This is a genomic window from Streptomyces sp. NK08204 (genome assembly GCF_020400585.1).
Lineage (GTDB): Bacteria > Actinomycetota > Actinomycetes > Streptomycetales > Streptomycetaceae > Streptomyces.
In genome coordinates this window covers 15,928-38,014 of sequence record NZ_JAINVF010000004.1, presented here as the reverse complement: position 1 = coordinate 38,014, position 22,087 = coordinate 15,928, and the positions used below count along the sequence as shown (strand labels likewise).

Sequence of the window (22,087 nt, the reverse complement as noted above, 5' to 3'; positions counted from 1 at the left end):
CATGGATATACCATCCATGCGGCTTAGGCTCGCATGTGATGAACTGCCGTCCCCACGACCCCGTCACGCGCGTCCCCGTCACCGCCGCCTGGCTCGCCACCCGTGCCCTGATGCTGTGGCTGCTCGCCCACAACAGCGCCCCGCTGCTGGGCGGCGGTTCGGTGGCCCGTGAGGTGTGGCGGCTCTACGCCCACTGGTACGGCGTCCTCGCGCAGGGCTCGTTCCCGGCGCACGACACGCTGTGGCAGTACCCGCCGGGCGCGGGCGTGGTGCTGCTCGCGCCGGGCCTGGTGCCGCGACTGACGTACTTTCAGGCGTTCGTGGCGCTGACGCTCGCCGCGGACGCGCTGATCACGGCGGCACTGGTGCGCGCGGGCACACGCCCTGGGCGGAGCCTGCTCGGCGCCGCCGTGTGGACGGGCGGACTGCCGCTGCTGCTGCACCTGCCGCTCGCGCGGTACGACGTGCAGGTCACGGCGTTCGCCGTCATCTCCCTGCTCATGTCGGCGCGTTCCCCGCGCGCCGGCGGTGTGTTAGGGGCGCTGGGCGCGCTGGTGAAGGTGTGGCCGGGGCTGGTGCTGCTCGGCACGCCCCGGGGGCGCGCGACGCGCACGGCGTGGGCCTGGGCGACGGCGGCCGGGGCGGTGTCGCTGGTGCTCTTCGCGGTGTCGTTCCGCGACCCGCTGGTCTTCCTGCGGCAGCAGGGCGGCCGGGGCGTGCAGATCGAGTCGCTCGGCGGTACGGTGCTCAACCTGGCGCGGCACGCCGGCTGGCCGGGCCGGACACGCTACCGGTACGGCGCCATCGAACTGGTCGGCCCGTACGTGCACGCCGTGGCCACCGCCTCCCTCGCCCTGACGGCTGCGGCGTTCGCGCTGCTGGTGCTGTGGCGGGTGCGGGTGCGGCAGTGGAACGCGGCCACGCCGTACGACGCCGCGCTGAGCGCGGTGCTGCTGTTCACGGTCACCAGCCGGGTCATCAGCCCCCAGTACCTGATCTGGCTGCTCGGACTGGCCTCCGTGTGCCTGACCTCCCGGCACACCAGCCAGCGCCCGGTGGCGGTGCTGGTCCTGGCGGCGACCGCGCTGAGCACGGTGGCGTACCCGTTGCTCTACTCGCAGGTGACCACCGGCACCTGGACCGGCTGCCTGCTGATGCTGGCCCGCAACGGGCTGCTGGCGGGCGCCGCCGTGCTGTCCTTCGTCCGGCTGTGCCGGGCCGCGCGCCCGTCGACCGGGCACCCGGGGGCCGGCGCCGACGCCTGGCCGGCCGAGGCGTCCGTGGGGCTTGCGGCACTCCGGGCGGGAACCCGGGGCCTGCGGCCGGCCGTTTCCTTCTCGGACGGCGCACACGGAGACGTCACCGCGCGCGCCCTGGCCTGCGCGGACCGTCCGCGCCGGCACGTCGTCCCGGGCGCCCGGCACGGCGTGCCGCCGAGCGAGCCGTCCGCCACGCGCTCCGGCGCGCTCGCGCTGCGTGCGGCGGCGGGCCTGCGCGCGGTCCTGGAGATCACGCGCGGCGGGCTCCGCCGCCTGCTCCACTGACCTCTCGGTCCGCGCAATGATCGACCACGTCAACGCGGTGACCGGCTACGACCGCCCGCCCGTCGTCGCCTTGCGCCGCCCTGGCGACCCGGCCCACATCGTGGCCTCGGCCGACCGCGTCGCGACGGAACCGGGCCGGCAGGCCAAGTACGACGTGCGCGACATGATCACCTCGGCCTGGGAGGGCTGGACCCGCCTGCACCCGGAGGCGGCCCGCTCGTAGGCGCCGCGCGCCGGGGCGCCGCCCTCACAGCGCCTTCAAGGCCCCCGCGGTGGCCCGGGCCAGCTTCTCCAGGTAGCCCTTCGGCGGCTTGGGGGAGCGGACGACCACCGAGCGCCAGTACAGCGGGCCGGAGATCAGATCCAGGGCGAGGTCGTGGTCGACGCCCGCCCGGATCTCGCCCCGCTCCTCCGCCGCTGCCAGGATCTTGCTGGCCACGCCTTCCTGGCCGTCCCGCAGGGCCCGCTGGAAGGCCTCCGCGATGTCGGGGTTGCGGGCCGCCTCGGCCTGGAGGTCGGGGATGATCTGCGAGGCGACCGGGTGGCGCAGGGCGCGGGAGGAGACCTCGTAGAGCAGGCGCAGATCGCCCTCCAGGGTGCCCGTGTCCGGTACCGGCAGGCCGAGCACGGCCATCGCCGAGACGACGTCCAGCACCAGGTGCAGCTTGGACTTCCAGCGCCGGTACACCGCCGTCTTGCCGACGCCCGCCCGGCGCGCGATCCCCTCGATGGACATGCGCGCGTACCCGACGGCCGCCAGTTCCTCGAAAACGGCCGCCCGGATGGCCTCGGTCACGTCCTCCCGCAGGACAGCGGCCCCGGCGGGAGTGCGGCGGCGCGGACGCGTCCCGGGCTCGTCGGCGTTCGTCGTCATGCCGACAGCATAGGCCGTTGCGACGAAACGGTTGCGTTCCGACGTCCGTTGGGCCTAGTCTCGCGTTGCGACGATACGGTCCCGTCCCGACGTAAGAGAACGAGAAGAGAACCGTAAGGAAACACGGGACGACCGACCACCCCGCTTCGGCGGCAGCCGGACGCGGCACCCCCTCTCCCCCCGAGCGAAAGCAGCGGATGTGAGTCAGGTCCTCCACACACCGCCTCCGACCCAGGTCCCGGCCGACGACCTCGCGGCGCTCGCCGCCCGGCACGGCCTGTCGGTCAGCGGCGCCCGCCCCTCCCTGCCGGAGTACGTCCGCCAGCTGTGGGCCCGGCGCCACTTCATCACCGCCTTCGCCACCGCCAAGCTCACCGCCCAGTACAGCCAGGCGAAGCTCGGCCAGGTCTGGCAGGTCATGACCCCGCTGCTGAACGCGGCGGTCTACTACTTCATCTTCGGCGTGCTGCTCGGCACCAAGCACGGCGTGAAGGACTACATCCCGTTCCTGGTCACCGGCGTGTTCATCTGGACGTTCACGCAGAGTTCGATCATGGCCGGGACCCGCGCGATCTCCGGCAACCTCGGCCTGGTGCGCGCCCTGCACTTCCCGCGGGCCGCACTCCCGATCTCCTTCTGCCTCCAGCAGCTCCAGCAGCTGCTGTTCTCGATGGCCGCGCTGCTCGTCATCCTGCTCTGCTTCGGCGTGCCCGTCACCGCCTCCTGGCTGCTGGCGGTACCCGCGCTGGTCCTGCAGTTCACCTTCAACGCGGGCGTGTCGATGATCATGGCGCGATGGGGCGCCAAGACCCCGGACATCGCCCAGCTGATGCCGTTCATCCTGCGCACCTGGATGTACGTGTCCGGCGTGATGTGGAGCATCGACAAGCTGACCAAGAAGGACCACCTGCCGCACATCGTCACGGTCCTGCTGGAGACCAATCCGGCCGCCGTCTACATCGACCTCATGCGGTTCGCGCTGATCGACAGCTTCCACGCCCGCCAGCTGCCCCCGCACGTGTGGGCGACGGCGATCGGCTGGGCGCTGCTCTTCGGCGTCGGCGGCTTCATCTACTTCTGGAAGGCTGAGGAGACGTACGGCCGTGGCTGAGCACACCGACCGCGACAAGAAGATCCCCACCGTCGTCGCCGACAGCGTCGACATCGTCTACCGGGTCAACGGCACCGGCACCGGCCGCGGTTCCGCGACCGCCGCCCTCAACCGCATCCTGCGCCGCGAGCAGGCCGAGAAGGCGGCCGGCGTGCGCCGGGTGCACGCGGTGAAGAAGGTCTCGTTCGTGGCCTACAAGGGTGAGGCGATCGGCCTCATCGGTACGAACGGTTCCGGCAAGTCGACGCTGCTCAAGGCGGTCGCCGGGCTGCTGCCCGTGGAGAGCGGCCACATCTACACCCACGGCCAGCCCTCCCTGCTCGGCGTCAACGCGGCCCTGATGAACGACCTCACCGGCGAGCGCAACGTCCACCTCGGCGGTCTCGCCATGGGCATGTCCCGGGAGCAGGTCAAGCAGCGCTACCAGGACATCGTCGACTTCTCCGGCATCAACGACAAGGGCGACTTCATCACGCTCCCCATGCGCACGTACTCCTCCGGCATGGCGGCGCGCCTGCGGTTCTCCATCGCCGCCGCCAAGGACCACGACGTCCTGCTCATCGACGAGGCCCTCGCGACCGGCGACCGCTCCTTCCAGAAGCGCTCCGAGGAACGCATCCGCGAACTGCGCGAGCAGGCGGGCACGGTGTTCCTGGTCAGCCACAACAACAAGTCGATCCGGGACACCTGTGAACGCGTGCTGTGGCTGGAGCGCGGCGAACTGCGCATGGACGGGCCCACCGAGGACGTCATGAAGGAGTACGAGGCCTTCACCGGCGACAAGAGCGACAAGACGGCGAAGGGGGCGCCGAAGCCCGCCGCCAAGGTCTGACCAAGGTCCCGCCAAGCCCTGCCCAGGCCCGTCAAAATCCGTCAAGGCTGTCAAGGCCCGTCATGACCTCGGGCCCCAGGCGCTCGAAGCACTCTTCCTTCCCGAGTCGTTCTCTTACCACAGGCGTGGTTATCCCTTTCATCCACTTAACAGCAGTATGTTATGAAAGGCGCGCCCGGAGTCGACGAGCCGAAGGAGTCCACTGCGATGCCCCAACTGAGCGTCATCGTGTACGGACCGAACACCCAGGGGCATCTGACCGAACTCCTCGACTCGTTGGCGGCGCTCCCGCTCCCGGACACCGAGGTCATCGTCGCCGCGGTCGGCGACTGGGCCCGGGAGACCGCCGAGGGGCACGCCCCGGACATCACCGTCGTGCCCCTGCCGGACGGCACCACCGACACGGCGGCCCGGTCGGCCGGCGCCCGGCAGGCCCGCGGCCACTGGCTGCACTTCGTCCACGCCAAGGACGGCCTGCCCGCCGGCGCGCCCCGGCTGCTCGCCGAGCGGACCACAGAACTGCCCGACACGGCCGACGTGCTGCTCTTCGACCACGTCACCAGCACCTGGCAGACCACGGCCCGCCCCTCCCGCGACGGCCGGCGGCTCGCCGCCACCGGCCGCACCGACCTCCCGCTGGCCGAGGCCGCCGACCTGCTGCGCCTCACGCCCCTGCTCGGCAACCGTGCGCTGCGCGCCGAGTTCTGGCGGGCGCACGAGGAGCGGCTCGCCACCGACGACGAACCGTACGCCGCCCACGCGGCCCTCCTGCTCGCCGGACGCATCGCCTGCCTGAACCAAGTGGCCTACGAAGACCGCAGGTTGCGCCCGGAGAGCCTGCCGCCGCTCGCGCCCGAGGACCGGTTCGCGCTCGTCGACCGCTACGAGAACCTGCTGCCGCTCGTCCGGGACCGCCGCGCCGCCCGCGCGGTCCTGTACGACCTGATGGTCCGCGATCTGCTGCGCACCTTCGCCCGCGAGAACCTGCCAGACCCGGTGGCCCGCGAGTTCTTCCGCCGTGCCTCCCTGGCCGCCGTCCGCTGGCGCCCGGAGGGCCATCAGCGGCCGGACGGCATGGAGGGCATGCGGCACGCCCTGCTCGAGGAAGGCGCCTACACCAAGTACCGCGCGCTGCAGGCCGTCAACCGCACCCGCCGCACGGCCAGGAAGACGGTACGGGAGCGCAGACGCCAGGTCGGCGAGAAGGTCCGCGACCTGCAGTACCGCCGCGCGCTCAGCCACCCGGCCGACCCCGGCCTGGCCGTCTTCTCCGCCTACTGGGACCGCGGGATCTCCTGCAACCCGGCCGCGATCGCCGCCAAGCTCGCCGAACTCGCCCCGCACATCCACCAGGTGTGGGTGGTCGGCAAGGAGAACGCCGCCCTGCTGCCGCCCGGCACCGACCACGTCGTCCCCGGCACCCGCCGCTACTGGGAGACGCTGGCCACCGCCACGTACCTGACGAACAACGTCAACTTCCCCAACGACGTGGTCAAACGCCCCGACGCGATCCACCTCCAGACCCACCACGGCACCCCGATCAAGCGCATGGGCCTGGACCAGATGGAGCACCCGGCCGCCGCCCAGGGCCTGGACTTCGCCGCGCTGCTGTCCCGCATCGACAAGTGGGACTACAGCGTCAGCGCCAACAGCCACTCCACCCGCATGTGGGAGCGCGCCTACCCGGCCCGCTTCGTCTCGCTGAACCACGGCTATCCGCGCAACGACGTCTTCTACACCGCCACCGCGGCCGACGTCCGCGCCGCCCGCGAACGCCTCGGCATCGCCCCCGGCAGGACGGCCGTCCTCTACGCCCCCACCCACCGCGACTACGAGGCCGGCTTCACCCCGCGCCTGGACCTGGCGGCCCTCGCCGAGCGCCTCGGCGAGAACACGGTCCTGCTGGTCCGCGCCCACTACTTCTACGGCGGCGCGGCCTCCTCGCTGACCGGCCTGCGCCGCTCCGGGCGGCTCGTCGACGTCTCCTCCTACGACCCCGTCGAGGAGCTGTGCCTGGCCGCCGACGCACTGGTCACGGACTACTCCTCCATCATGTTCGACTACGCCAACCTGGGCCGCCCGATCGTCGTCTACGCCGACGACTGGGAGACGTACTCCACCACCCGCGGCGTCTACTTCGACCTGCCGGCGCAGGCCCCCGGCAGGGTCGCCCGCACCCAGGGGGAGCTGACGGAGATCTTCACCTCCGGTGCCTGGCGCGACGAGTGCGCGACCAAGGCCCTGGCCGCGTTCCGGCGCCGGTTCTGCGAGTACGACGACGGGCGCGCCGCCGAGCGGGTCGTACGCCGGGTCTTCCTCGGCGAGCCCGAGGAGTCGCTGCCGCCCGTGATCCCGCTCGAGGAGCGCACCCCCGCCCCGACCCCCGAGGAGGCCACGGCATGACGACCCCTGACGTCACGGTCACGGTCATCGTCTACAACGACGCTGCCCGGCTCCCCCGCGCGGTCGCCTCGTTGCGCGCGCAGACCCACGCGAACATCGAGATCATCATCAGCGACGACCACTCCACCGACGGAACACCCTCGGTGGCACGGCAACTGGCCGCCCAGGACCACCGCATCCGCTATCTGCGGCTGCCGGAGAACAGCGGCGGGTGCAGCGCCCCGCGCAACCGGGCCATCGAGATCGCCCGTGCCCCGTACCTGATGTTCCTGGACAGCGACGACGAACTCCCGCCCCGCGCGGTCGAGTCCCTGCTGGCCGCGCACCGTGAGCGCGAGGTGGACTTCACCATGGGCGCGGTGCAGCGCGTACGGGTGGACACCGGGCGCCACTCGACCTGGATGCCGCACCTGGTCGCGGAGCACCGCACGGTGGAAGGCATCGGCGCCGACCCGCGGCTGCTCTTCGAGCACCTGTCCACCAGCAAGATGTACGCGCGTTCCTTCCTGGACCGCCACCGGCTCCGCTTCCCCGAGGGCGTCCACTACGAGGACCAGCTGTTCTCGGTGCAGGCGTACTGCCTGGCGAGGGCGTTCACGATCATCCCGGACCCGGTGTACGTGTGGTACGTCGAGCCGTTCGCGGCGGAGGCGTCCGCGTCCATCTCCAACCAGCGGCACAAGATCTCCAACGTCCGCGACCGCGTCCATGTGCAGCGCCTGATCGACGAGTTCCTGGTGAGCAGCGGACATGCGGGGCTGCGCGAGGACAAGGACTACAAGTTCCTCAAGCACGACTTCCGTATGTACGCGGGCGACCTGCCCTACCGGGACGCACCGTGGCTGGAGTCCTTCGCGAAGATCATGAACCCGTACCTGGAGACGCTTGCTCCGGGCGCGTACGCCCGGCTGCCGCGCCCGGAACGGGTCGTACTGGAACTGCTGCGCGACGGTCGCACGGCCGATCTCCGGCTGGCGGCGCGCGGCCTGGGCCACGGCGTGGCACCACGGCAGATCACCGTCGGCACCGACGGCGTGCCCTACTGGGGCGACAGCGTCCCCGCGTCCGAGCGGGCCCGCCGGGAACTCGACGTGACCGACCTGGAGCTGGACACACGCCCCTTCCCGAGCGCGTACTTCCGTCACGAGATCACCGAACTGACCCTGGGCCGCGGCGCCTCGGTCGCCCTGACCGTGCGCACCTACGACCCCGGTCTGCGCCTGCCCGTGGGCCCCCAGCGAGCCACCGTACTGCTGACCCCCGGTGGCCGCCGCATGACGGTCCCCTTCCGCCTCGACCCGGTCCGCCCCGGCATCTTCGAGGGCAGCGTCACCCTCGACCTGACGGCGGCGCCGATCCCCCTCCATGGCTTCGAAGGCGTACGCCACCCCCTGCTCCGTCTGACCCAGCAGGGCCTGTCCCACTCGGGCGTCCTCCTGGCCCCACTGGACTTCCCGGCCGCGACAGCCCGCATCGACTACCGCTCCGGCACGGCCCCCCACCAGGTCACCGTCGAACCGGAGGGCCGCACGCCCGGCCGCCTCCAGGTCCGCTGGCGCCCGGTGGGCGTGACGGCCCGGGTGGTCCGCCCGGTGGTGCACAGACTGGCGAAGCCGAAGGTGAAGAACGCGGCGAAGCTGGTCGCGAGCGCGCTCAAGTAGACCGCCGGGGGCGCCGCAGCCGCACCCGTCCCGGCCGGCCGGCCGCTGCAGTGGTCAGCGCACGACCTCGTACAGCACCTGCCCGCCCGGACCGCCGGCCACCTTGCGCAAACCCGGTTGCGCCAACGACCTGCCGCCCACGACCCACCGCACCCGGTACCGCCGCACGATGCCGCGCCGCTCGCCCTCCGGCGTCCCCGCCGCGAAGTACCGCGTCACCGCCGCTTCCCGCCGCGCCTCGTCCGGCAGGAAGAAGTCGGGGTAGCCCGGCGCCACGGTGTACGGCCCGTACGCCGGGATCTGACGGGACGGCATCGTGCGGGCCATGACCACGTCCCCGTACCTCACCCAGGGCGTGATCCAGTGGTACCCCACCCACGGCGTGCGGTACTTCGCCGCGACCGCCCCGGGCAGCGCGTCCCGCCCGACCACGTACCCGAGCGTCCCGGCCTGCGCCCACGCCCCCACCGCCAGCGCCGCACCGAGCGCGCACACCCAGCCCGCCCTCCCCCACGGTCCCGACCTCGCTCGAGCAGGGGAGACCCCCGTCGCCCGCTGCCCGGCGGACACCGTCTCCAGCGCGGCGGCGAGCTGCGCCGGGATCAGCGCGGCGGGCAGGACGCGGCCCCACGAGTAGTGACCGGTCAGCCCGCCCGCGGCGAACACGAGCGCGCCGAACGCGAAGAAGAGCACCAGCGGATCCCGGCGGTCCCGGCGCAGCCGCAAGCCCAGCGCGAGCACCCCCAGCAGGACCAGTCCGAACCGCCCGGCCAGGTGCTGGTACAGCGGCCGGTGGACGGCCTCCAGATCGGCGCCCGCGGAGAACAGCGCGAAGAAGTCGTAGTACGGCCACAGCCACAGCACCACCGCTCCCAGCGCGAGCCCGGCGCCGAGCCGCGGCAGGACGGATCGTTCCGGGCGCGCGGCGAGCACCGTGGCCAGCGCGCCCAGGGAGGCCACGACCCCGGTGAACTGGTGGCACAGCAGGATCAGCGCCCACAGTGCACCCAGCCCCAGCCAGACTCCCCGGCCGGCCCGGTCGCCGTCGCGCAGCGCCTGCGTGAGCCACGCCCAGAAGTGGAAGGAGAGGCCGAGGGCGAACACGCTCGGGTACGACACCGTCAGCGCGAGGGAGTTGAGGGAGAAAAAGCCGCTCCAGTCGAACAGCAGCGGGCCCCAGAGGAAGACCAGGGCCAGGAGGGCGAGGGCGGGGGCCGCTCGGTGGGGGCTCAGGGTGCGGACGTAGCGCCGCACTCCCGTGACGAGCAGGCCGAGCCCGGCGAGCGCGGCCAGGCGCAGGACGACGAACACCGACAGGCCGGTGAGCCGGGCGAGACAGCCGAGCAGCAGCATCCACGGCGAGTAGTACGGGCTCGGGGTGTCGGCGTCCACCAGCGGATTGCCGGGATGGAGCAGGCTGTGCCGCAGCCGCTGCACGGTGGCCGCGTGCATGCCCAGATCGCCCGCCCACGGCAGACGGACGATGACCAGGAGCAGAAGGACGGTGACGAGCACGGCGGCTGCCTGCGGCAGTGCCCGGCCGGCGCTCGCGGTGCTGGGCGCGGTGCGCATCCACCTCACTGTCACAGCCCAGACCCTAGCCGAAAGGTACCGACTAGCAGAAAACGGTAAATTTGCCGATCTTTTTGGGCCAAGAACCGGCAAGAAAGGGAACGCCCCGGGCCGATCGCGTCGGCCCGGGGCGTTCTCGCTGTCGTACGGCTGTGCCGTACGGCCCTGTGTACGGCTACGAATGGGTGCGCAGCAGCGTCCGCATCGTGCGCATCGCCACCGAGAGGTTGGCGAGGTCGAAGGAGTCCGAACTGCGGATCTCCTCCAGGGTGGTGCGCGCCCGGCTCAGGATCGGCGCGTTCTTCTCCTCCCACGCCGTGAAGCGCTGCTCGGGGGTCGAGGTGCCGTTGCCGACGGCCAGGACGTCCGCGGTGAGCGCCGCATGGGCCGCGAAAAGGTCCTCGCGGATCGAGGCGCGGGCCATGGACTGCCAGCGGTCGGCGCGGGGCAGCTCGATGATGCGGTCCATCAGCTGGGTGATGCTGAGCCGGTCGGCGAGGTCGTAGTAGACCTCGGCGACCGCGAGCGGATCCTTGCCCATGCGGTCGGCCACCGAGACGATGTCGAGCGTCGGGAAGGCGGAGGAGAACCCGGCCACACGGGTGGCGAGTTCGTCCGGGACCCCGGCCGCGGACAGCTCGTCGTACACGTGCTGGTACCACTCCAGGTCCGCACCGCGCAGCAGCTTCGGCAGCTGCTGCCAGACGTGCTCGACCCGCTCGCCGAAGAACTCGACGGTCTCCGCGAGCTGCAGCGGCTGCGGCCGGTTGTTCAGCAGCCAGCGGGTGCCGCGCTCGACCAGGCGGCGCGAGTGCAGCCGGATCCGGGTCTGCACGGCCGCGGCGACCTTGTTGTCCAGCTCCTCGACGGCGTCCCACACCGGCGCCGAGCGGAAGATCGCGCGGGCCACGGTCTGGGCGCGGACGATCTCGTCCAGGGAGGCCCCGGTCTCCTCGCGCAGGCGGTGCAGATATGTCGTACCGCCCGTGTTGACCGTGTCGTTGACCAGGACGGTCGTGGTGATCTCGCGGCGCAGCGGGTGGTTGTCGATGTGCTCGGTGAACTGCTCGCGCAGCGCCGTCGGGAAGTAGGCGTGCAGCAGACCGCGCAGGTACGGGTCGTCGGGCAGCGAGGTGTGCAGCAGCTCCTCGGCGACCGTGATCTTCGTGTACGCCAGGACGACGGCCGTCTCCGGACTGGTCAGGCCCTGGCCCTGGTTCAGGCGCTCGCGGATCTGCCGGTCGGTGGGCAGGAACTCCAGCGCCCGGTCCAGGTGGCCCTCGCGCACCAGGTGGCGGACGAACCGCTGCTGGGCGTGGAGCATGTCCTTGGCCTGGAAGAGCGCGTTGGCCAGGGCGGTGTTCTGCGCGTAGTTGTTGCGCAGGACCAGCGCGCCGACCTCGTCGGTCATCTCGGCCAGCAGCTTGTTGCGCTGCTTGACGGTCATGTCGCCGTCCGCGACCAGGCCGTTGAGCAGGATCTTGATGTTCACCTCGTGGTCGGAGGTGTCCACACCGGCGCTGTTGTCGATCGCATCGGTGTTGATCTTGCCGCCGTGCGTCGCGAACTCGATGCGGCCGAGCTGGGTCAGGCCCAGGTTGCCGCCCTCGCCGACGACCTTGACGCGCAGGTCCTTGCCGTCGACGCGGATGGCGTCGTTGGCCTTGTCGCCGACGTCGGCGTTCGACTCCGCAGACGCCTTCACGTAGGTGCCGATGCCGCCGTTCCACAGCAGGTCGACCGGCGAGTGGAGGATCGCCTTCATCAGGTCGGCCGGGGTCATCTTGGTGACCTTGCCCTCGATGCCCAGGGCCTCGCGGATGTGGCTGTTGATCGGGACCGACTTGGCGCTGCGCGGGAAGACCCCGCCGCCCGCGGAGAGCAGCTCGGTGTTGTAGTCGGCCCAGCTGGAGCGGGGCAGCTCGAACAGGCGCCGGCGCTCGGCGTAGGAGGTGGCCGCGTCCGGGGTCGGGTCGATGAAGATGTGCCGGTGGTCGAAGGCGGCGACCAGGCGGATGTGCTCGGACAGGAGCATGCCGTTGCCGAACACGTCACCGGACATGTCACCGATGCCGACGACCGTGAAGTCCTCGCTCTGCGTGTCCACGCCCAGCTCGCGGAAGTGCCGCTTCACCGACTCCCAGGCGCCACGCGCGGTGATGCCCATGCCCTTGTGGTCGTAGCCGGCCGAGCCGCCGGAGGCGAAGGCGTCGCCGAGCCAGAAGTTGTACTGCTCCGCAACCCCGTTGGCGATGTCCGAGAACGTCGCCGTGCCCTTGTCGGCCGCGACCACCAGGTAGGTGTCGTCGCCGTCGTGCCGGACGACGTCCTGCGGCGGGACGACCTCGCCGGCGACCATGTTGTCGGTGATGTCGAGCAGCGCCGAGATGAACGTCTTGTAGCTGGCGATGCCCTCGGCCAGCCAGGCGTCCCGGTCCACGCTCGGGTCCGGCAACTGCTTGGCGACGAAGCCGCCCTTGGCGCCGACCGGCACGATGACGGTGTTCTTCACCATCTGCGCCTTGACCAGACCGAGGATCTCGGTGCGGAAGTCCTCACGCCGGTCGGACCAGCGCAGGCCACCGCGCGCGACCTTGCCGAAGCGCAGGTGCACGCCCTCGACGCGCGGCGAGTACACCCAGATCTCGTACGCCGGGCGCGGCGCGGGCAGGTCCGGGATGGCCTGCGGGTCGAACTTCATGGAGACGTAGTCGTGCGGCTGCCCGCCGACCGCCGTCTGGAAGAAGTTCGTGCGCAGGGTCGCCTTGATGACGGTCAGGAAGGACCGCAGGATGCGGTCCTCGTCCAGGCTCGCCACCTGGTCCAGGGCCGCCTCGATCTCCTCGAGGAGCGCGTCGATCAGCTCGAGCCCGGCCCTCTGCCGCTGCGGGGACATCCGCGCCTCGAACAGGGAGACGAGGAGGCGGGTGGTGTGGACGTTCTCGCGGAGGGTGTCCTCCATGTAGTCCTGCGAGAAGGTCGAGCCGGCCTGCCGCAGGTACTTGGCGTAGGCGCGCAGCACCATGGCCTGGCGCCAGGTCAGTCCGGCGCTCAGCACGAGGGAGTTGAAGCCGTCGTTCTCCGCCTTGCCGGTCCAGGTCGCGGCGAAGGCGTCCTGGAACCGCTGGCGGCCGTCGTCGCCCAGGTAGTCGCCGCTGCCGCCGTCCAGCGCCTTGGGCACGCGCAGCCCGAAGTCGTAGATCCATGCGGTGCTGCGGTCGGCGCAGCGCAGCTCGTAGGGCCGCTCGTCGACGACCTCGACGCCGAGCCGGTTGAGGACCGGCAGGACCACGGAGAGCGAGACCGACCCGCCCTTGCGGTAGATCTTGAAGCGGCGCTCCTCGGGGCCGGCGCCCACCGGCTCGTACAGGCTGAGCGCGAAGTCGCTGCCCTTCTCCTTGCCGAGCCGCTCCAGGTGGATCAGGTCGGCGACCGCCGCGCGGGGGGTGTGGTCGGCCTTGTAGCCCTCGGGGAAGGAGTTGCCGCTGTTGTAGCGGCGCAGCAGCTCGGCGGCGCGCTCCTCGCCGCACTCGGCGTTCAGCGCCTCCGCGAACCCGTCCGCCCAGGAGCGGGCGGCCTCGACCAGGCGTGCCTCGATGCGCTCCTTGTCGGCGTCCGACAGCTCGGGCAGTACGGTGCCCGGCGGGACACGGACGACGAAGTGCAGCCGGGACAGGATCGACTCGGTGTTCCAGGCGGTGAAGTCGACGCTGATGCCGCCGAGCTCCTCCTTCAGGATGTCGATGATCCGCAGCCGGACGCCGGTGGTGTAGCGGTCGCGCGGGAGGTAGACGAGGGCCGAGTAGTAGCGGCCGTACTCGTCCTGGCGCAGGTAGAGCCGCAGCCGACGGCGCTCCTGGAGGTACAGCACGGACGTGACGATGGACTGCAGTTCGTCGGCCGGCGTCTGGAACAGTTCGTCGCGCGGGTAGGTCTCCAGGATCTGGAGCAGGTCACGGCCGTCGTGGCTGTTGGGCGAGAACCCGGCGCGCTGCAGCACCTCGTCGACCTTGCGGCGGATGACGGGGACGCGGCGCACGGACTCGGTGTAGGCGGCCGAGGAGAACAGGCCGAGGAAGCGGCGCTCGCCGACGACGTTCCCCTCGGCGTCGAACTTCTTGACGCCGATGTAGTCCAGGTAAGACGGCCGGTGCACGGTGGACCGGCTGTTGGCCTTGGTCAGCACGAGGAGCTTGTGCTCGCGGGCCTTGGCACGTGCGTCGGCCGGGAGCCGCTCGAAGGAGGGGCTGACCGGGTGCTGGTCGTCCTCGGCGTGCTTGGGGTCGGAACGCAGTATGCCGAGGCCGGTGCCGGGGACGGCGGCGAGCGTGTCGTCGTCGCGCAGCTGGTACTCGCGGTAGCCGAGGAAGGTGAAGTGGTCGGCGGCCAGCCAGCGCATCAGCTCGCGGGCCTCCTCGACCTCGGGCCGGGCCAGGTCGCCGGGGACGGGCTCGCTCTCGAGGCCGTCGGACAGGCGGGTCGCCGCGTCCCGCATCTTCTCCCAGTCCTCGACGGCCTCGCGGACGTCGGACAGGACGCGCAGCAGATCGGCGGTGATCTGCTTGAGGTCGGCCCGGTCGGTCTCGCGGTCGATCTCGACGTGGATCCAGGACTCGATGTGCGCGTCGTGCGGCAGGTCGCCGCCGGACGGGGTCGGCAGGACCTCGATCAGCTTGCCGGTGACATCGCGGCGGGCGACGAACTGCGGGTGGATGACGACGTGGATGCCGCGTCCCTGCCGGGTCAGCTCGTTGGTGACCGAGTCGACGAGGAAGGGCATGTCGTCGGTGACGACCTCGACCACGGAGTGGCTGGAGGTCCACCCGTTCTCCTCGACGGTGGGCGTGTGGACCCGGACGTTCGCGGTGCCCTGGGGGCGGTTCTCGGCGAGACGGTAGTGGGAGACCGCGGCGCCGTAGACGTCGACCGGGTCGCGGTCGCTGAGGTCTTCCGGGGCGGTGTGCAGGTAGTAACGCTGGAGGAAAGCGAGCACGGACTCGCTGCCCGCCGGGCCAGGGGTCCGTGTGGTGTCCGGAGTGCCCTCGCCTGCGGTCCCAGTCGGTAGGTGCCCCCCGACCGGGCTGTTCTCAGCTACCCGGGCGGCCCGTTCGAGCAGCTCGGCCTTGGCTTCGTCCAGCTTGGTCTGCATTGTCCTCTGGCTCCTGTCGCGCGCCGTTGCGTGACGTAGAAGAAAGTACGGTCTCTTCCCCTCCGGCGTGAGGCCGCGGGCCGGGATGTCCGGTCCGATCCGACGCTATGCCGTGAGGTGAGATGAACGGGGGGTATTCGGCCAAACTCGGCAGGCCCTTCGATGGCCCCGGCCGGGGCGGCACGGCGCGTCGCGGCGTCGTGTCCCGGGCTGCCGTCGGCGTCCTGGGGGCATCTGCGGCCCCATCCCGCCCGTGAGGATCAGCGACCGCCGCCCGGTCACGGAGGTGTTCCGTGCTCACCGGGCGCAGGGCAGGGACGAGAGCGCCCCCGCGGACTATCGCGCTGATCACGCCACAAGGCTATCGCCACTTACCCCGGGCCCGTCATGAGCCGTATGTGTACAAAACCGAGGGGTGAACTTTGACGTTCTGCACAGCGGCACGGCGGGCGCGGGTGACGTATCCGGACCCGGGGGCGCGGGCGTCCGCTCGCGCCCGCACGCCGCGGTACGCACCGTGCGCTCGGACGACCAGGGCGGTCCTCGAGGCCGGCGCCACAGGCGCGCATGCCCCGGTTCGGCCAGACCATGCCCCGGCGTCCGTGCAGTGCGCCGGTCGCAGCGGCGCTCGGCGGGCGGTGGCCCTTCACCCGTCCCGCCTGCTAGGCGGCCATTCTCCCGGCCTCCGCGACCGCATCGGCCAATGTGTCCACCACCGGCACCCCGGCCCCCTCCAGGCTCGCCCGGCTGTGCGACCCGCCGGTGTACAGCACGGCCCGCGCCCCTACGTGCAGTGCCGCGACGGCGTCGTCCGCCGCGTCCCCGATCACCACGGTCCGCGAGGGCTCGGCGGCGGCCCCGAGTGCCTCCAGATGCCGCACCATGTGCTCGGCCTTGCTCCCCCCGGACCGACCGGTACGCCCGTCGACGCGCACGAAATGCGACTCGATGCCGAATCCCCGCACGAGCGGCACCAGCTCCTCGTGCACGTACATGCTCAGCAGCGACTGGCTGTTCCCCGCCGACCGCCAGTCCGCGAGCAGTTCCGTGGCCCCCGCGGTGAGCCCGCAGCGCACCCGGTGCTCGGTGTAGTACCGGTGGAAGACGACGTCCATCAGCTCCCACTCGGCGTCCGACGGCAGCCGCCCGAGCAGCCGCTCATAGAACTTCGGCACCGGCACGCAGTACAACTCCCGGTACTGCTCCAGTGTGATCGGCGCCAGTCCCAGCTCGGCGAAGGCCGCGTTCGTCGCCCCGATGATCGCGTCGTTGTCGTGGAACAGCGTGCCGTTCCAGTCCCAGACGATGTGCGCGCCTACCTGCTTCCCCATGCCAAAAACCGTACCCGCCCCCACTGACAGTGGGGCCTTGAGGCGCCTCGCCGCAGCTCAGGCCGGTGTGACGAGGTTCGGGATCTCCTGCGTGGCGTACCACAGCAGCTCATGGTCGTCCGCCCCGTCCACGACGAACTGCGCGTCGTCGTCCCCGCCGTCGGCCGCCTCCAGCGCCTGCGCCGCCGCGGTCACGTCGTCCTCCGCGTCGTCGGCGTCGACATGCACCGCCGCCGCCTTCGCCAGCGCCACCGTGCCGGCCACGGTGACCTCACCGAGCGCGGACGGCTCGAGCCCGCGGCCGGGGTCGGCCGAGGCGGCACCGTCGGGCACGTCGACGGCTACGACGACGCGGCGTCGCGCCGCGCCGGGGTCGGCCGCGAGCAGCCGCAGCGAGGCCAGCGCGGCCCGGCTGAGCGCCGCGTACTCCAGTTCCTCGATGTCGTCCGACAGGTACCACTCGCGCAGCGCCGGCGTGACGGCGTAGGCGGTGAACGGGCCGGTCCCCAGCTCGCCCGTCCTGTGCGCCTCGGCGAGACCGGGGAGGGTCAGGGGGACGTAGACGCGCATGGCTGGCCGCTCTTTCCTGGTCAAAGGCTCTGAGGCCCCGGGGAGGGCGGCTGGCGCGTCTCCCGGAGGGCCTTCAGGATACGTGCGGCCGTCCCCTTTCGGGGCCCTGCCCGTCCCCCCGCGGACGTCCACCCCGGGGCCCGCCACTCACCCGGTCCCGCCGCTCCACGCGGGGGCAGACACCCCCGGTCCTCCCCCGGATAGGTGAACACCTCCGCCCTGCCCGGCCCGCCCCGGCTTCCTTGCCGCCGCCGCACCCGCCCCCGTACAAGAGCACCACCGCAAGTTACCGCCCGGTATGCGCCGGGCCCGCCGAACGGGGACCCGATGAACAAGGTCATGAGCCGCACGGACAGGGCGACGAGCCGCAGGGACACGCGCATGAGCTCCGCGGAGGAGGACGTCCCACCCGGCGCCGAGGCTGTCCGGAGCCGCACGGGGGACGTCCCACGCCGTGCGGACGACGTCCGCAACCGCGCGGGGGAGGTGCTGAGCGGTGCGGAGGCCGTCCAGAGCCGTGCCGGGGCCGACCTGCGCCGCACACCCCAGCCCCGCCCCCGTCACCGCCCGCCGACCCGCCATGACACCCGCCGTCCCGGCGGCGCCCCGCCCCGCACTCCGAGCAGGGGCAGGGCCGTGCCCGTGGCGTCGCCGCAGCCGGTACCGGCACCCGTGACAGCGCGCCCTGCGCCGATGCCGCAGACGGCTCGTACGGCGTCCGCGACCGCCGTGAGGCAGCCACGTCCCACCGACCTCTTCGCGGACCGCCTGCTGGCCGTCCTGAGCGGTCAGCGCCCCGTCCACTGGATGCTGCGGCACACTGCGGGCCGCGCCTACGACGACCTCGTCGGCCTCGCCGCCCGCGGCCCCCTGCGCACCCGCGGCACCCGTCCCGTCGTCCACGACATCGGCTACTTCATCCCCCGTACCGGCGCCATCGAGGTCTTCGCCCGCATCGCCGCCGGCGACCGGCTGCGCGCACTGGCCTTCCGGCTGGAACAGGGCCCCGACCTCCGCTGGCGCTGCACAGCGGTGGAGGCGGGCGGCCCGCGTCCCCGGCGCAAGGACGACTAGCCCGACGACGACACGCAGGAAGGGCCGGGCCCCCTGCTGGAGGCCCGGCCCTTCCTGCGATCACTCGCCGCTCGGTCAGCCGGTCAACCGGCATGTCGGCCGACCGGGCAGTCGGCCGACATGCCGCCGGCAACCGTCACTTCTTGCGGCGCCGGCCGCCCTTCGCCTGGCGGCGGCGCTCGGCGCGGGTGAGGCCGTCGGCCTCGGAGCGCACCGGCTCGTCGTCGTCGAGGTCGCGCTCGACGAGGCCGCCCTCACCGTCCACGGTCGCCGCGGAGAAGTGCATGCCCCGCCGCTGCGGCGCCTCGAGCCCCTTGGCGCGGATCTCGGGGCGGGAGCCCGCCTGCGCCGGAACCGCGTCCCCGACGCCCTCCGCCACCGGCTCGGCCGCCTCCTCGACCGGGACCTCCTCGACCTGCTGCTCGACCTGGACCTCCAGGTTGAACAGGTAGCCGACGGACTCCTCCTTGATGCCGTCCATCATGGCGGTGAACATGTCGAAGCCCTCGCGCTGGTACTCGACCAGCGGGTCCTTCTGCGCCATCGCGCGCAGGCCGATGCCCTCCTGGAGGTAGTCCATCTCGTAGAGGTGCTCACGCCACTTGCGGTCGAGGACCGACAGCACGACCCGGCGCTCCAGCTCGCGCATGATCTCGGAGCCGAGCTGCGCCTCGCGGGCCTGGTACTGCGCCTGGATGTCGTCCTTGATGGACTCGGAGATGAACTCGGCGGTCAGACCGGCCCGGTCACCGGCGGCCTCCTCCAGCTCATCGATGGTGATCTTCACCGGGTAGAGCTGCTTGAAGGCACCCCACAGCCGGTCCAGGTCCCAGTCCTCGGGGAAGCCCTCTGCGGTCTCGGCGGCGACGTACGCGTCGATCGTGTCGTCCATGAAGTGCTGGATCTGCTCCTGCAGGTCCTCGCCCTCCAGAACGCGGCGGCGCTCGCCGTAGATGACCTCGCGCTGGCGGTTGAGCACCTCGTCGTACTTCAGGACGTTCTTACGGGTCTCGAAGTTCTGCTGCTCGACCTGGGACTGCGCGGACGCGATCGCACGCGTGACCATCTTGTTCTCGATCGGCACGTCGTCCGGCACATTGGCCATGGACATCACGCGCTCGACCATCTGGGCCTTGAACAGGCGCATCAGGTCGTCGCCGAGGGAGAGGTAGAAGCGGGACTCGCCGGGGTCGCCCTGACGGCCGGAACGACCGCGCAGCTGGTTGTCGATACGACGCGACTCGTGCCGCTCGGTGCCCAGCACGTAGAGGCCGCCGAGGGACTCGACCTCCTCCTTCTCCGCCTTGACCGCCTCTTCGGCCTTCTCCAGGGCGGCGGGCAGGGCGTGCGCCCACTCCTCGATGTGCTCCTCGGGGTCGAGGCCGCGCTGGCGCAGCTCCGCCTCGGCGAGGTCCTCGGGGTTGCCGCCGAGCTTGATGTCCGTACCACGGCCCGCCATGTTGGTGGCCACGGTCACGGCGCCCTTGCGCCCGGCCTGGGCAACGATCGACGCCTCACGCTCGTGGTGCTTTGCGTTGAGCACCTCGTGCTGGATGCCGCGCTTGGAGAGCAGCTGGGAAAGGTACTCGGACTTCTCGACGGAGGTCGTGCCGACGAGGATCGGCTGGCCCTTCTCGTGCTTCTCGGCGATGTCGTCGACGACCGCCTCGAACTTGGCGACCTCGGTGCGGTAGATCAGGTCCGACTGGTCCTTGCGGACCATCGGCCGGTTGGTCGGGATCGGGACCACGCCGAGCTTGTAGATCTGGTGGAACTCGGCGGCCTCGGTCATGGCCGTACCGGTCATACCGGAGAGCTTGTTGTAGAGGCGGAAGAAGTTCTGCAGGGTGATCGTGGCGAGCGTCTGGTTCTCGTCCTTGATGTCCACCCCTTCCTTCGCCTCGATCGCCTGGTGCATGCCCTCGTTGTAGCGGCGGCCGGCGAGGATACGGCCGGTGTGCTCGTCGACGATCATGACCTCGCCGTCGATGACGACGTAGTCCTTGTCGCGCTTGAAGAGTTCCTTGGCCTTGATGGCGTTGTTCAGGTAGCCCACGAGCGGGGTGTTCACCGACTCGTAGAGGTTGTCGATGCCCAGCCAGTCCTCGACCTTGGAGACACCGGCCTCGTGGATGGCGACCGTGCGCTTCTTCTCGTCGACGTCGTAGTCGCCGGACTCCTCGATGCCCTTGAGCGGGTTGCCCGCCTCGCCCTTCTTCAGACGTGTGACCAGCTTGGCGAAGTCGCCGTACCACTTGGTGGCCTGGTCGGCAGGGCCGGAGATGATCAGTGGCGTACGGGCCTCGTCGACGAGGATGGAGTCGACCTCGTCGACGATGGCGAAGTTGTGGCCGCGCTGCACCAGCTCGTCCTTCGACCACGCCATGTTGTCGCGCAGGTAGTCGAAGCCGAACTCGTTGTTGGTGCCGTAGGTGATGTCGCACGCGTACTGTTCGCGGCGCTGCGCCGGGGTCATGCTGGCGAGGATGCAGCCCACGTCCAGACCGAGGAACTTGTGGACGCGGCCCATCATCTCGGAGTCGCGCTCGGCCAGGTAGTCGTTGACCGTGACGATGTGGACGCCGTCCCCGGACAGGGCGTTCAGGTACGCGGGCAGCGTGCCGACGAGGGTCTTGCCCTCACCGGTCTTCATCTCGGCCACGTAGCCGAGGTGGAGGGCGGCGCCGCCCATCAGCTGCACGTCGTAGTGGCGCTGGCCGAGGACGCGCTTGGCGGCCTCGCGGACGGTGGCGAAGGCCTCGGGGAGCAGGTCGTCCAGGCTCTCACCGTCGGCGTACCGCTGCTTGTACTCGTTGGTGAGGGCCCGCAGCTCGGCGTCGGAGAGGTCGACGAAGTCCTCTTCGATGGAGTTGACCTGGTCCGCGATGCGGTGCAGCTTGCGCAGGATTTTGCCTTCGCCTGCACGCATGATCTTCGAGAGGACGGACACGGGGGCTGGTCTCCTTGCCGGTCGGGCCTGGGACGGTCGGTTTTCCATTTCACTTACTGAGCAACGGCCATCGTATGCGAGGACCCTGCCGCGCCGGGAGGCCTGGCGTCGCGACGGCCATTTCATCCTGGACAACGGACGGGCCCCGTGGATAGTGCCGCACCGGCGCGAGGAATTGCGCGCCATGTGATCGCGTGCTCACGCAGAGTCGAAAACGGTGGCGCCGGGGCGGGCCGTCCGAGCAGAATCGACCGATGGAACCCGTCACGCTCACCACCGCCCGGCTGCTGCTGCGTGCCGTCGGCCCGGCCGACACCGAGGCGGTGTACCAGGCCGTCCAGGACCCGGACATCCAGCGCTGGACCACGATTCCCTCGCCCTATCTGCCGGAGCACGCGCGTGGCTTCACGGAGGAAATGGTCCCCGGTGGATGGGCGGACGGTTCGATGTTCACGTTCGGCGTGTTCCTGCCCGACGGGGATCTCGCGGGCATGCTGGCCATCACGATGCGCTCGCTGAGCACGGGCGAGGTCGGTTTCTGGGCGGCGAAGGAGCACCGCGGCCGCGGCTATGTCACCGAGGCCGTTCTCGCCACGGCCCGCTGGGCTTTCACACGGATGTCCGTCGACCGCCTGGAGTGGCGCGCCGAGGTGGGCAACCGGCCCTCCCGCGCGGTCGCCGAACGCGCGGGCTTCACGGTGGAGGGCACCCTGCGCTCCGGTCTCAACAACAAGGGTGTACGACGGGACTGCTGGGTCGGCTCCCTGCTGCCCTCGGACCTGGGACTGCCGTCGTCGGCACCGTACCTGCCCGCGGGCGGGTAGGCGGCGCGCAGAACCCCAGCTCGTCCCGCGTTGATGCTCCTATTGCTCGTGGTCATGTTCCGCCCGGCCGAAGCCATGAGAACAAGCCCCGGCAGCCGGACAGAACAAAGCCAGGACAACCCAGCAGGGCGTCAGTCAGTGCCCGAGCCACGACCACCGGAACCTGCGTACCACTATCAATGTCAGTGTCGG

At 71.1% G+C, this 22,087-nt stretch carries 12 protein-coding genes and 2 pseudogenes; 8 read left to right on the top strand and 6 right to left on the bottom strand.

All coding sequences use genetic code 11. The features are described 5' to 3' along the window. Window positions 1-38: 38 nt before the first annotated feature. Both K7G59_RS07960 and K7G59_RS07955 read left to right on the top strand, forming a co-directional pair. Window positions 39-1,268: pseudogene (locus tag K7G59_RS07960) on the top strand (glycosyltransferase 87 family protein); the annotation flags it as partial. Window positions 1,269-1,545: 277 nt separating this feature from the next. Further along, window positions 1,546-1,767 (top strand): annotated as a pseudogene (locus K7G59_RS07955) (UDP-glucose 4-epimerase GalE); the annotation flags it as partial. Window positions 1,768-1,791: 24 nt separating this feature from the next. Here the strand turns inward: K7G59_RS07955 and K7G59_RS07950 are convergent. Further along, window positions 1,792-2,418, bottom strand: a complete 627-nt coding sequence (locus K7G59_RS07950; protein WP_225831585.1) for a TetR/AcrR family transcriptional regulator — start codon at window positions 2,416-2,418, stop codon at window positions 1,792-1,794. A gap of 199 nt (window positions 2,419-2,617) precedes the next feature. Here K7G59_RS07950 and K7G59_RS07945 point away from each other — a divergent pair, with 199 nt between their 5' ends. The 4 genes from K7G59_RS07945 (at window position 2,618) to K7G59_RS07930 (ending at window position 8,425) form a co-directional block, all read left to right on the top strand. Further along, window positions 2,618-3,529: an ABC transporter permease gene (locus tag K7G59_RS07945; protein ID WP_225831584.1), complete on the top strand. Its 912-nt coding sequence runs from the start codon at window positions 2,618-2,620 to the stop codon at window positions 3,527-3,529. Further along, a complete protein-coding gene (locus tag K7G59_RS07940) occupies window positions 3,522-4,361 on the top strand; it encodes an ABC transporter ATP-binding protein (RefSeq protein ID WP_225831582.1) in 840 nt (279 codons plus the stop codon). The genes K7G59_RS07945 and K7G59_RS07940 overlap by 8 nt, the downstream gene beginning before the upstream one ends. A gap of 207 nt (window positions 4,362-4,568) precedes the next feature. Next, entirely contained in the window at window positions 4,569-6,764 is a 2,196-nt protein-coding gene (locus tag K7G59_RS07935) for a CDP-glycerol:glycerophosphate glycerophosphotransferase (RefSeq protein WP_225831580.1), read from the top strand. Next, window positions 6,761-8,425 (top strand): glycosyltransferase family 2 protein, encoded by a 1,665-nt coding sequence (locus tag K7G59_RS07930; protein ID WP_225831578.1) that lies wholly within the window; start codon window positions 6,761-6,763, stop codon window positions 8,423-8,425. The genes K7G59_RS07935 and K7G59_RS07930 overlap by 4 nt, the downstream gene beginning before the upstream one ends. 54 nt (window positions 8,426-8,479) lie before the next feature. Here the strand turns inward: K7G59_RS07930 and K7G59_RS07925 are convergent, their stop codons facing one another. The 4 genes from K7G59_RS07925 to K7G59_RS07910 all read right to left on the bottom strand — a co-directional run bounded on the left by K7G59_RS07925 (window position 8,480) and on the right by K7G59_RS07910 (window position 17,047). Further along, complete coding sequence (locus K7G59_RS07925; RefSeq protein ID WP_225831576.1) at window positions 8,480-9,997, bottom strand: hypothetical protein; 1,518 nt, start codon at window positions 9,995-9,997, stop codon at window positions 8,480-8,482. Between the two features lie 175 nt (window positions 9,998-10,172). Then, window positions 10,173-15,146 (bottom strand): NAD-glutamate dehydrogenase, encoded by a 4,974-nt coding sequence (locus K7G59_RS07920; RefSeq protein WP_225831575.1) that lies wholly within the window; start codon window positions 15,144-15,146, stop codon window positions 10,173-10,175. A gap of 662 nt (window positions 15,147-15,808) precedes the next feature. Next, a complete protein-coding gene (locus K7G59_RS07915) occupies window positions 15,809-16,477 on the bottom strand; it encodes an HAD family hydrolase (protein WP_225831573.1) in 669 nt (222 codons plus the stop codon). Between the two features lie 57 nt (window positions 16,478-16,534). Further along, complete coding sequence (locus K7G59_RS07910) at window positions 16,535-17,047, bottom strand: hypothetical protein (protein ID WP_225831571.1); 513 nt, start codon at window positions 17,045-17,047, stop codon at window positions 16,535-16,537. Between the two features lie 693 nt (window positions 17,048-17,740). On the opposite strand from K7G59_RS07910, the gene K7G59_RS07905 reads away from it, so the two are divergent. Continuing rightward, window positions 17,741-18,121, top strand: a complete 381-nt coding sequence (locus K7G59_RS07905) for an Rv3235 family protein (protein WP_308295003.1) — start codon at window positions 17,741-17,743, stop codon at window positions 18,119-18,121. A gap of 136 nt (window positions 18,122-18,257) precedes the next feature. Here the strand turns inward: K7G59_RS07905 and secA are convergent, their stop codons facing one another. Next, entirely contained in the window at window positions 18,258-21,071 is a 2,814-nt protein-coding gene (secA, locus tag K7G59_RS07900; protein ID WP_225831569.1) for a preprotein translocase subunit SecA, read from the bottom strand. A gap of 254 nt (window positions 21,072-21,325) precedes the next feature. Between secA and K7G59_RS07895 the strand changes: the two genes are divergently transcribed. Next, window positions 21,326-21,895, top strand: a complete 570-nt coding sequence (locus tag K7G59_RS07895; RefSeq protein ID WP_225831567.1) for a GNAT family N-acetyltransferase — start codon at window positions 21,326-21,328, stop codon at window positions 21,893-21,895. The last annotated feature ends 192 nt before the right edge of the window (window positions 21,896-22,087 follow it).